This is a genomic window from Oribacterium sp. KHPX15 (assembly GCF_900107835.1).
Lineage (GTDB): Bacteria > Bacillota > Clostridia > Lachnospirales > Lachnospiraceae > Oribacterium.
The window spans coordinates 44,734-56,706 of record NZ_FNRG01000011.1 but is presented as its reverse complement, the minus strand read 5'-3'; the positions used below and the strand labels follow the sequence as shown (position 1 = coordinate 56,706).

General features: G+C 45.9%; 8 protein-coding genes. All 8 read right to left on the bottom strand.

What is annotated here, in order from left to right:
• Positions 1 to 101 precede the first annotated feature (101 nt).
• Positions 102 to 1,679 carry an MBOAT family O-acyltransferase gene (locus BLV86_RS08520; protein WP_090816291.1) on the bottom strand — a complete coding sequence of 526 codons (1,578 nt, stop codon included), beginning with the start codon at positions 1,677 to 1,679 and terminating at the stop codon, positions 102 to 104.
• An 85-nt stretch (positions 1,680 to 1,764) separates the two neighbouring features.
• Complete coding sequence (gene ligA / locus BLV86_RS08515) at positions 1,765 to 3,741, bottom strand: NAD-dependent DNA ligase LigA (protein WP_090816290.1); 1,977 nt, start codon at positions 3,739 to 3,741, stop codon at positions 1,765 to 1,767.
• Between the two features lie 12 nt (positions 3,742 to 3,753).
• A complete protein-coding gene (locus BLV86_RS08510) occupies positions 3,754 to 4,587 on the bottom strand; it encodes a pseudouridine synthase (RefSeq protein WP_090816289.1) in 834 nt (277 codons plus the stop codon).
• An 86-nt stretch (positions 4,588 to 4,673) separates the two neighbouring features.
• A complete protein-coding gene (gene queA, locus BLV86_RS08505) occupies positions 4,674 to 5,717 on the bottom strand; it encodes a tRNA preQ1(34) S-adenosylmethionine ribosyltransferase-isomerase QueA (RefSeq protein ID WP_090816288.1) in 1,044 nt (347 codons plus the stop codon).
• Positions 5,718 to 5,981: 264 nt separating this feature from the next.
• Positions 5,982 to 6,959, bottom strand: coding sequence for a hypothetical protein (locus BLV86_RS08500; RefSeq protein ID WP_090816287.1), 978 nt, complete (start codon positions 6,957 to 6,959; stop codon positions 5,982 to 5,984).
• Entirely contained in the window at positions 6,952 to 8,001 is a 1,050-nt protein-coding gene (locus tag BLV86_RS08495) for a PspC-like choline-binding domain-containing protein (RefSeq protein WP_090816286.1), read from the bottom strand. Before BLV86_RS08495 ends, BLV86_RS08500 begins: the two co-directional genes overlap by 8 nt.
• A gap of 435 nt (positions 8,002 to 8,436) precedes the next feature.
• Complete coding sequence (tuf, locus tag BLV86_RS08490; protein WP_031549079.1) at positions 8,437 to 9,630, bottom strand: elongation factor Tu; 1,194 nt, start codon at positions 9,628 to 9,630, stop codon at positions 8,437 to 8,439.
• Between the two features lie 218 nt (positions 9,631 to 9,848).
• A complete protein-coding gene (gene fusA, locus BLV86_RS08485) occupies positions 9,849 to 11,969 on the bottom strand; it encodes an elongation factor G (RefSeq protein WP_031549076.1) in 2,121 nt (706 codons plus the stop codon).
• Between the last annotated feature and the right edge of the window lie 4 nt (positions 11,970 to 11,973).

Genomic DNA, 11,973 nt, shown 5'->3' with positions numbered 1-11,973 from the left:
TCTGTATAGCACAATTAGTTAGCTGTTTTCCAACCGTAATTTCTTACAAATAGCCGTAATTCTTTTCGGCTCTAAAACAGGACCAGCATTCAAATCTTGTATCAGTACTGAAAATAAATAAAGCTTGACGCATTGTAGGCATTACCCCATATTCCGAAGATCAGAATAAAAAGTATGAACAGGGCAATGATAAGCTCCCGCAGAATCATTGGCCTCTGAAGAACCCACTTTCCTACGGAGCCTCCGCGATATTTCACAAAATCTCCGATGAAAAGGATAACCGTGGCGAAAATCAGAAGCAGGAAATTCTTCATGTCAAGTCCCAGAGAGTAAAGGTACTGAAGGCTGAACTGAGATGCTCCGAAATTGCAGCGTATCTGTTGAAGCATCATAACAGCATCCCTAAGTCCTGCTGCCCTGAAAAAGAGCCAGGCAAAATCGATGAGGCAGAAGGTGATGAGGATTCTGATAAGCTTCAGCAAAGTCATCTTGAAATCAATAAAAGCAGGGTTTTTATTTGGATCAAGAACATCTTTATCAAAGCCGAATAAACCCAAAACTTTAATTCTTATAGGAAGAAGAAGGCTTCCGATGATCTGGTAAATTCCGTTTAAAGCTCCCCAGACAATGTAGCTCCACTGGCTTCCGTGCCAGAGACCGCTGACGATGAACACCACCATGATATTGAAGTAGCGTCTGAAAATATTGCAGCGGCTTCCTCCCAGGGGAAAATACAGATAATCCCTGAACCAGCTTGATAAGGATATATGCCAGCGGCGCCAGAAATCCTGAACCGAAACGCTGAAGTAAGGACAGTTGAAATTATCCATAAGCCGGACGCCAAGCATCTTTGCAGCGCCTGTTGCTATGGTGGAGTAACCGCAGAAATCGCAGTAAATCTCGATTCCATATATCACTGTGGCTGCCACTATGGCTGAGCCGTAAATGTTATGATACCCGGCGTAAACATTATTCACCAGGATTGCTGCACGGTCCGCAATCACCAGCTTCAGGAAAAATCCCCAAAGCATGAGAAGGAAACCTTCCGAGACACTGTCCCAGTCAAAGCTCCTGGGCTTAAGGTACTGGGGCAGCAAAGCCGGCGCCCGTCCGATGGGACCCGAAAGAATGGAAGGGAAAAAGCTTACGAAAAGGGCGTAGTTGATGAAATTCTTCTCAGCCGGTATTTCTTTCCTGTAAACGTCAATGAGATACCCCGCCGACTGAAACAGAAAGAAGGAAATGCCAACGGGCATCACGATGCTGAGATGGTTCACAGACAGGTTGACGGAAAGCCTTGCAAGCAGGCCGGAGACATTATCCAACAGGAAATTCGTGTACTTGAAGAATGCAAGGAGGCCGAAAACCACAAACAAGGAAAATGCCAGGATCCGCTTCCGTTTCGAATTCACACCCTTCATACCGTGGCCGACCTCTGTCACTCCGATCTCTCCCGGATTAGCCCGGGCTGCTCCTGAATCTTTCCCCAAGACAAGCCCGCATATATAGGTGAAGATGGTGAAGATCAAAAGCAAAAGACCGTACCGCGGATTCCAGCTCATGTAAAACCAGTAGCTCGAAAGAAGCAGCCAGAAATTCTGAACCCCCTTGGGCACTATATAATATATGATCAGCACAATTGGGAAAAATACCAGAAATCCCAGTGAGTTAAAAACCATGTGAATCTCCCGTTACACATCTTTTACTGTTTACCGAATACCTACGGGAACTGCTTTTCTGTTACAGCATCCTTCTTATCAACTATTATATTCCGAGTATCTTCAGGAATTCCTCCTCAGTAACAATCGGAACCCCCAGCTCCTTCGCCTTCTTGTTCTTGCCGGAGGTTGAGGTTATATCGTTATTCACAAGATATGCGGTTTTTGCGGAAACTGAACCTGCTGCTCTGCCGCCTGCCTTCTCTATCAAGTCCTGAAGCTCCTTACGGTTCGAGAAATGTGTGAGTGACCCGGTGATAACCACAGACATTCCTTCAAGAGTCTTAGGGGTATCATCACTCTCATCCTGCTTTTGGATAGTCAGCTCCTGTAAAAGCCCCTGAAGCTCCGAAGTCTTCTTCTCATCTCCAAAGTACTTTACAATGTTCTCCGCAAGAACCTGTCCGATGCCCTCGATCTCGAGTAACTCCTCCACCGTAGCCTTCCGGAGTCTGTCAATGTCATTCCCGAAGAATCTGCACAGGACCTTAGCATTGGCAAGACCGATACCTGCGATGCCGAGACCGTAAATCAGTCTGTAAAGCTCGGTATTCCTTGAGTTATCAACGGCCTTTGTGAGATTCTCATAGCTCTTCTCGCCGAAGCCTTCCATGGAAACGATGTCGTCACGGTATCTGTCGAGATGGAAAACGTCGCTGTAGGTGTGAATGAATCCGTGGCCGATGAATTTTTCCAATGTCTGCTCGCTGAGGCCGTCAACATTAAGAGCATCCCGGCTCACAAACAGGGAGAAATTCTTTATCTTCTTGGCAGGGCACTCGGGGTTCCGGCAATACAGGAACTTCGCCTCATTGTCCATGCGGATCTCGGTTTCGTGACCGCAGGCCGGGCACATCTTCGGCGGCTCCAGACCTCCGGTTTTTGTAAGGTTATCCGCAATCTGAGGGATGATCATGTTTGCTTTATAAACAGTCACCCTGTCGCCGATTCCCAGGTCCATGTCCTCACAATAGGAAATGTTGTGAAGGCTGGCTCTCGTAACAGTTGTACCCTCCAGTTCCACCGGGTCAAAGATTGCCACAGGATTGATAAGTCCCGTACGGCTTGGGGACCACTCCACCTCACGAAGGGTGGTTTCCGCCTGCTCGTCGCTCCATTTGAAGGCAATGGCATTTCTTGGGAACTTGGCTGTGCGGCCGAGACTGAGGCCGTAGGCGATATCCTCGTAAATCAGAACCAGGCCGTCGGAGGGGAAGTCATTGGTCTTTATCTCCTCGGAGAACCACTGCACTGTTTCCGAAATATTATCCTTAGTAACCTTTTTATAGTCCACCACATCGAATCCGAGTTTCTTCAAAAACAGATACTGGGCTTCCCTTGAGTTTCCAAAATCCACCTCTGAGCCATCCGCCTCCACAGCGCTTACCAGTGCAAATGCCATCAGCTCCACATGGCGGCTCTTCGTTACTCTTGCGTCAAGCTGACGTACCGATCCCGAGCAGAGATTTCGCGGGTTCTTGTACTTTGCGTCCGCTTCGGAAATGGTCTCGTTTATTTCATTAAAATGAGAGTAGCTGATGATTGCTTCGCCTCTCAGAACCAGCTCTCCCTTGAAGCTTATCCTGGTGGGGACATTGTCAAATGCTTTTGCATTCTGAGTAACCACCTCACCTATCTCGCCGTTTCCTCTGGTGACAGCCTTCTCAAGCTCACCATTTCTATAGGTAAGAACTACGGTAAGTCCGTCCATCTTCCAACTGAGAAGACCTTCCTTGTCCTGAAGCCATGCCGCAAGGTCCTCCACGGATTTTGTTTTATCGAGAGAAAGCATGGGGCTTTTGTGGGCCTCCTTTGGAAGCTCCGAAAGAACCTCGTATCCTACCCTCTGAGTCGGGGAACCGCTGAGCACAACTCCGGTCTCTTCTTCAAGAGCCTGAAGCTCGTCATAAAGACGGTCGTACTCGAAATTGGACATTATCTCATTTCCCTCAACATAGTAGACTCTTGCTGCTTCGTTCAGGGTTTTGATGAGGTCCTTCATTCTTTGGTTTGAATCAGCCATACCTTTCCTCCATCACAAATTCTCAAGATCATCCGTCACTTCACTGAGCTCGATCTCCCTGTACTGCCCGGGCTTTAAGCCGTGCAAAGTGAGATCCATGATACGGATCCTCTTAAGCTTCTTAACTTTATAGCCGTAGGCCGCGCACATCCTTCTGATCTGGCGGTTCAGCCCCTGGGTTATGACGATGTGGAACTCATGCTGTCTTACCTTCGGTGCCAATGTCATGTCCTGCCAAACCTCACAGGGCCGGGTGGTAACATTAAGCTCCTTAAGATAAACTCCGTCCGCAAGCTTGTCCAGGAATTCCTTTGTAAGAGCCTTGTCGGTGGTAACCACGTACTCCTTTTCGTGATAATTCCGGGCACGGTTAATGCGGTTCACCAGATCCCCCTGATTGGTCAGAAGGATAAGTCCCTCGGACTCCTTATCAAGTCTTCCTATAGGGTAAACACGGGTGTGATAGTTGATGGCTTCTATAATATTGGTGGCCTTATCCTTGTCGGAGGTTGTGCAGACAACCCCGCGAGGCTTATAGTAGGCAAGGAGCACCGGCTCAGGCTTGTCATAGTCCTTGCCGTCCCTGGAAATCTGCTCCCCGTATCTCTCCATCATCTTTGTAGATTCAGTGGCCAGAAGGAAACGCTCCTCCGGATTTTTGGCATTGGCATTTAAGGCATGGGGATTCACGCAGGTTCCGTCAAGCTCGATGGAATCCGCCTCCGTAACCTGCTGTCCCATCTCCACCGGCTTTCCATTCACGGTGATACGTCCGGCCTCCACCAAACGGTCTGCCTCTCTTCTGGAGCAAACGCCAAGCTCCGATAATCGTTTATTTATTCTCATTTTATTTCCTATTTTGCTTGTTTTTTTAAACAACTCTGTTTAGACACGCAGACTACCTTCTATCGTTCTTTTGCGTGTCATACACCTTAATGTTTATCTCTAAGATCAGCGAAGAAGCAAGCGTCGCCGAAGCTGAAGAACCTGTACTTCTCCTTCACAGCGGTATTGTAAGCATTAAGCACATGCTCCCTTCCGGCAAATGCTGACACCAGCATCACAAGCGTAGACTCCGGCAAATGGAAGTTTGTGATAAGGGCATCCATGCACTTGAACTTGTAGCCCGGGTAGATGAAGATATTGGTCCATCCGGAAGTTGCGGGCATGGTCCCGTCGGGAAGTGCCGCAGACTCAACGGTTCTGCAGGAAGTGGTCCCAGTGCATATGACTCTGTGTCCCCCGGCGTGGGCCTTGTTGATCTTGTCAGCCTCAGACTGCTCCACAATGTAGAACTCGCTGTGCATGTGGTGCTCCTCGATCTTCTCGGCCTTGACCGGTCTGAAGGTTCCGAGACCCACATGCAAAGTAACGTGGGCAATCTCCACGCCTTTATCCTTCACCGCATCCAACAGCTCTTTGGTCCAATGCAGACCTGCTGTAGGTGCAGCTGCTGATCCGTCATTTTTTGCGTAAACGGTATTGTATCTTTCTCTTTCCTTTAACTGATGGTGAATATATGGCGGTATAGGCATTTCCCCAAGCTTGTCCAAAACCTCTTCCCAGATTCCGTCAAACTCAAAGCGAATGATTCTGTTTCCGTCATCTATCGTTTCAATGACTTCACCTCTCAGGAGTCCATCACCGAAGGAAACTCTGGCACCGTTTCTCATTTTCTTTCCCGGCTTTACGAGGCACTCCCAGTCTGTGGCAGACTTTCTCTGTAAAAGCAGTACCTCAACATGAGCTCCGGTCTCCTCCTTGACACCGTGAAGTCTTGCGGGGATAACCTTTGTATCATTGATGACAAGGCAGTCTCCCGGCTGAAGGTAATCGATTATATCGTAAAAGTGTTTATGTTCAATGTCTCCGGTATTCTTGTCCATCACCAGTAGCCTTGAGTCTGAACGCTTCTCAAGCGGGTCCTGAGCGATGAGCTCTTCCGGCAGGTCATAGTAAAAATCTTTTGTATCCATTTCTAAATCTCCTTTGTTATGGGAACGTCAGCCGATTTAAATTCGACTTCGTCGACGGCTGACGCTACATGCCAAGTTTCCTCCGGAAACTTGCCACAACAGTCTCACGACAAATTCAATATATTATATACTACATGGCGGCATCTTGCCACTAAAAAACCGACCACCCTATCGTTAGATTTCGGACTAACTCCAGGGTGGTCAGTTTAATGTCTAAAGCTAAATAACTTTGAAAACCCAGCTAAACTCTTGTAATCCCTTCTGTTATTGACTCTGGCTTTCTGTTTCAGAAGTATTCTCAATTACTGCGCCAGTCTCTGTACCAGCCTCATTCTCCGCTTCAGTTTCCTCGGCGGCTTCTGTTGCGGGTTCGGTGACTACTTCGTTGCCGTCGATGGCAATGAGGGAAACCTGGCTGTCGATGGCTTCCTGGCTGTCGGTGTAGATACGACCGCTCTGGAAAGCGTCATAGATTACTGCCAGACGCTCATCGCTTGTTATTGCCTGAAGGAGATTTGAGTTTGTTGTATTGATCAGCTCCTGAACTTCTTCATGACTTGTAATATATTCATTTACAAACTTTGTCTGATCCGGGCTCAGGTTCTCGATAATCTCGAACTGGTTGGAATCATTTACTTTAACATAGCAGTACATGATTCCCGGTGCCAATGTATCGACTCTTCTGAATTTCACATCATAGGTCACGAATACAAGTCGTGAATTTTCTTCAAGAGCATTTACGGCATACTGCCTTATGTTTGAGTAGGATTCAATGTAGCCTGCCTGAGTCTGAAGCTGGGATTTCAGAAGCTCACTCTGTTCAGGAGTCTGATTGGTGACTCCCGTCAATTCGTAAAGAGTATCTACGTCCGAATTCAGGCGTGCATCGAAAAACTTTTCAAAAAATGCAGTCAGATATTCATCATGATATTCACGAACTATTGTCGGATCTTCAGTCTCCTCCACTGTAGTCTCGGGAACAGCTGCTGTTTCAGTTTGTGGTTTTGGAGTATTATCTGCCTTTACCTCTGTGGACGGATCTCTGTCAAGTATCACTATGATGATCATCAAAACGATCACGATAGCCGGAATAACAAGCATTCCCTTCAGCTCATCGATGTCAAAAACATCATTGTGCATAGCCGTATGTCGACGTCCTTTTCTTGGCTCAATATTTTCATCATCCGATTTTTCTTTAAGCACCTTATCGACATCGTTAAGGTCTCTAAGCTTCTTATCCATTTGTTAATGCTCCATCTGCTCCGTAGTAATATCCGTTTACCCAGTTGTTCTGAACTCTGGAACCGTCCTGCTGGATATAATAGAATTTGTTATCAACTGCAATGATTCCAGGTCCCTGTAAAACGCCATCATTTGTATTGAAATAATACCACTTATTATTCATCATGTACCATCCGGTACACATCTTTCCATCAGCGCCAACATATCTCCATCCATTGGCCTCAAGCACCCAGGTATTAACCTCGAGATATCCTGAAGGATTAAAATGATAGTAAGCTCCGTCTATTAGTCTCCAACAGCTAACGGGATAAGTACCGTCATCATAAAGATACCACATGCCCGCCTGATCGAACTGCCACCCGGTTTTAAGATATGTAAATGCTGACACATACTTAGTGTTGGCAACAGTTGATGAAGAACTGTAAACATTATTGGTTGTTGGGTTCATGGCATTCGGATCACCGAGTTTTGTCAGACCTGTTGCCGCAAGGTTGCCTGCCATGGGACCATAAGTTGCTGTATTGTATAAGGTTCCTTCGCTGTTATAAGCAGTATTTCCACCGGTATAATTTGTTGTATAGATAACGGTGCCTGTGCCGCTGGGACTGACATTGGAAGTATATCCTGAGCCTCCACCAGGGTGAGATCCTGAATTTCCTATATCATCACTTGTAACAGTAACATGATCACTTGCAGAAGACCATGAATGCCATTTATTATTTACATCCTTCATTCTGACTTTCGCATAGTAATATCCCTTACTGCTAACACTTATTTCTACGCTTGTGTCATCACCATCTACAGTTTTTGCAGATCCTGATTTTGAATCATTACTATTCAAATTTTCAGAATTTTTCACTTTATACAGCTGAACCTGGTACTTATCAATTCCATCAAAATCAGGTGCATTCCATGAAATTGTAAGATCACTTCCGCTTTTATCGATGGTAACGCCTGTTGGGGTATCTCCCGCAAAGGCCAAAAATGAAAACATGGCACTCATAGCTGCTGCCACAATTAAAGCCCTCTTCATTAATTTCATACGCTACTCCTCTGTAAAAAAGGTATTTCGCCGTTATATTATGACATACCGCTGTCAATACCTCCGGCTTTATCCTATACCAGTCTGCCTATCAAAACCAGCAGGATTTAACAGTATTGATATATGAGACAAACTACAAATATACATAGTTTTACACATATAGTTTACAATATCCCACTATAAGAAAAAAGGCTAAAGTCATGTCGCTTTCTTTACTTTCCCCTTATTAATTTATTAATCTAACGTATGACGATTCTTGGGTTGACTACAATATGTCAGGTTTTATTATTATGACTCTAAACTCCATTTCCTCAAGATAAGTCAAATGAGAAAACAATAATTGATGTTTACGAATAATATTGTTCAAAAAAAGAGCGTAGAGAAAATCTCTACGCTCTTTTGAAAATTCATCTAGTGAAACTAGGAATCGAAGAATTACTCTGTGATAGAAACAACTCTTCCAGATCCTACTGTTCTACCACCCTCACGGATAGCGAAACGAAGACCCTCTTCCATAGCTACAGGGTGGATGAGCTCTACACTCATCTCTGTGTTATCACCAGGCATGCACATCTCTGTACCCTCTGGAAGGTGGCAAACACCTGTAACGTCTGTTGTTCTGAAATAGAACTGAGGTCTGTAGTTTGTGAAGAAAGGAGTATGACGTCCACCTTCATCCTTTGTAAGTACGTATACCTGAGCAGTGAACTTGCTGTGGCACTTTACTGAACCCGGCTTGCAGAGAACCTGACCTCTCTCGATCTGATCACGGTTGATACCACGAAGGAGAAGACCTACGTTATCACCAGCCTGAGCATCATCAAGAGTCTTACGGAACATCTCGATACCGGTTACAACAGTCTTCTGAGTCTCCTCAGAAATACCTACAACCTCAACTTCATCGTTAAGGTGAAGAACACCACGCTCTACACGGCCTGTAGCAACAGTTCCACGACCTGTGATTGTGAATACGTCCTCAACAGGCATAAGGAAAGGCTTATCTGTCTCACGTGCAGGAGCAGGAATGTACTCATCAACCTGCTTCATAAGCTCAAGAATCTTGTCGCCCCACTCACTCTTAGGATCCTCAAGAGCCTTAAGAGCTGAACCCTGAACTACAGGAATCTCATCGCCTGGGAACTCATACTCGTTAAGAAGGTCTCTAACCTCCATCTCTACGAGCTCAAGAAGCTCAGGATCGTCAACCATATCGCACTTGTTAAGGAATACAACGATAGCAGGAACACCTACCTGACGAGCAAGAAGGATATGCTCTCTTGTCTGAGCCATAACACCATCAGTTGCAGCAACAACGAGGATAGCACCATCCATCTGAGCAGCACCAGTGATCATGTTCTTTACATAGTCAGCGTGGCCCGGGCAGTCAACGTGAGCATAGTGACGGTTCTCTGTCTCATACTCAACGTGTGCAGAGTTGATAGTGATTCCTCTTTCTCTCTCTTCCGGAGCCTTATCGATCTGATCGAAAGGAACAGCTGGATCAAGTCCAAGTCTGTCAGCGAGAACTGCTGTGATAGCAGCTGTAAGAGTTGTTTTACCGTGGTCTACGTGACCGATGGTACCGATGTTAACATGTGGCTTAGTTCTTTCGAAATGTGCCTTTGCCATTTTTCAATTCCTCCTGGAAAATGTAATACAACGAATATCATGTCAAGCACCATGCATGCGCTCGCATGCTCCGTGCAGTACATTAAGCCAATCGCAAAGTATCTCCTTGCAATCAGCAAACATGATTTTATCATTGTTAGTTTATTTTATCAAGTATTTTTGGGCATTCAGATGCTTATCTTAGCCCAAAAATACTGACTTTTTTTAAATATTTTTAATTATTTGCCTTTTTTCTCTTTGAGAACAGCATCCTGAACGTTCTTAGGGCACTTCTCATAGTGATCGAAGAACATTGAGTAGTTTGCACGACCCTGTGTCTTTGAACGAAGGTCTGTTGCATAACCGAACATCTCTGCAAGAGGTACAAAGCTGTTAACCTGCTTGCCTGAAGGGATGTCCTCCATGCTCTCGATACGTCCACGACGAGAGTTTACATCGCCGATAACGTTACCCATGTACTCTTCAGGAGTTACGATCTCAACCTTCATGATAGGCTCAAGAAGAACTGGATCTGCCTTCTCCATAGCTGTCTTGAATGCGATTGAACCGGCGAACTCGAATGCACGCTCGTTAGAATCGACATCATGGTATGATCCATCATAAACATTAGCATGGATACCAAGTACAGGATAGCCGGCAAGAATACCTGACTGAGCTGCGTTTCTGATACCCTTCTCGATAGCAGGAATGTACTCCTTAGGGATAGAACCACCGACAACAGTAGACTCAAACTTGAAGGTCTCTTCAGCGTTTGCATCCATCGGCTCGAACTTAACCTTACAATCACCGTACATACCTGAACCACCGGACTGGTGAACATAACGGCCCTGTACATCAACAGCCTTTGTAAATGTCTCCTTGTAAGCAACCTGAGGAGCACCAACATTAGCCTCTACGTGGAACTCACGGAGAAGACGGTCAACAATGATCTCAAGGTGAAGCTCACCCATACCTGAAATGATTGTCTGTCCTGTCTCTTCATCAGTTCTTACGCGGAATGTAGGATCCTCTTCAGCAAGCTTTGCAAGAGCATCTGTCATCTTACCCTGTGAAGCCTTGGTCTTAGGCTCGATAGCAACAGAGATAACAGGCTCAGGGAATTCCATAGACTCAAGAATGATAGGGTGCTGCTCGTCACAGATTGTGTCACCTGTTGTAGTGATCTTGAATCCTACTGCAGCTGCGATATCACCTGAGAATACTTCATCAAGTTCCTGTCTCTTGTTAGCATGCATCTGAAGAAGACGACCAACTCTCTCCTTCTTATCCTTTGTAGAGTTCAGGCAGTAAGAACCGGTCTTAAGTGTACCTGAATATACACGGAAATATGCAAGCTTACCTACAAACGGGTCAGTCATGATCTTGAATGCAAGAGCTGCGAACGGAGCATCATCTGATGAAGGTCTTGTGTCCTCATTTCCGTCCATATCTGTACCTGTAACATCAGGAACATCTGTAGGAGCCGGGAGATAATCGATAACAGCATCAAGAAGCTTCTGTACGCCCTTGTTTCTGTAAGCTGTACCGCAGAGGCAAGGAATTGCATCACCTGCAATTGTAGCCTTACGAAGAGCCTTCTTCATCTCTTCGATAGTAAGCTCCTCACCCTCAAGGTACTTCTCCATGAGTTCCTCATCGAGCTCAGCGATCTGCTCTACCATCTTTGTGTGGTACTCTTCAGCCTGATCCTTCATATCATCGGGAACAGCTGTGATCTCGATGTCTTCGCCCTTGTCATCTCTATAGTAGTAAGCCTTCATCTCCATAAGGTCGATGAGACCTACATATGTGTCCTCACGTCCGATAGGAAGCTGAACCATAACGCAGTTCTTACCAAGACGATCAACGATAGTCTGAACAGAATGGAAGAAATCAGCACCTACGATATCCATCTTGTTGATGAATGCCAGTCTTGGTACGTGATATGTATCAGCCTGTCTCCAAACGTTCTCAGACTGTGGCTCAACGCCGGACTTAGCGTCGAACACACCTACAGCACCGTCAAGTACTCTAAGGGAACGCTCAACCTCAACTGTGAAGTCTACGTGACCCGGAGTATCGATAATGTTGATTCTGTGCTCAGGAGCACCTTCAATCTTCTTGTGCTCGAACTCCTGTGTCCAGTGACATGTGGTAGCAGCGGATGTGATAGTGATACCACGCTCCTGCTCCTGTGCCATCCAGTCCATGGTTGCTGTTCCTTCGTGTGTGTCACCGATCTTGTGGTTAACACCTGTGTAGAAGAGGATACGCTCTGTCAGTGTAGTCTTACCGGCATCGATATGTGCCATGATACCAATATTTCTTGTATGCTCAAGTGAATATTCTCTGGTAGCCAAAGTG

What these genes read in the sequence shown, in the direction of transcription:
- BLV86_RS08520 (WP_090816291.1), bottom strand. Translation starts at nt 1,679, where the DNA reads ATGGTTTTTAACTCACTGGGATTTCTGGTATTTTTCCCAATTGTGCTG.
- ligA (WP_090816290.1), bottom strand. Translation starts at nt 3,741, where the DNA reads ATGGCTGATTCAAACCAAAGAATGAAGGACCTCATCAAAACCCTGAAC.
- BLV86_RS08510 (WP_090816289.1), bottom strand. Translation starts at nt 4,587, where the DNA reads ATGAGAATAAATAAACGATTATCGGAGCTTGGCGTTTGCTCCAGAAGA.
- queA (WP_090816288.1), bottom strand. Translation starts at nt 5,717, where the DNA reads ATGGATACAAAAGATTTTTACTATGACCTGCCGGAAGAGCTCATCGCT.
- BLV86_RS08500 (WP_090816287.1), bottom strand. Translation starts at nt 6,959, where the DNA reads ATGGATAAGAAGCTTAGAGACCTTAACGATGTCGATAAGGTGCTTAAA.
- BLV86_RS08495 (WP_090816286.1), bottom strand. Translation starts at nt 8,001, where the DNA reads ATGAAATTAATGAAGAGGGCTTTAATTGTGGCAGCAGCTATGAGTGCC.
- tuf (WP_031549079.1), bottom strand. Translation starts at nt 9,630, where the DNA reads ATGGCAAAGGCACATTTCGAAAGAACTAAGCCACATGTTAACATCGGT.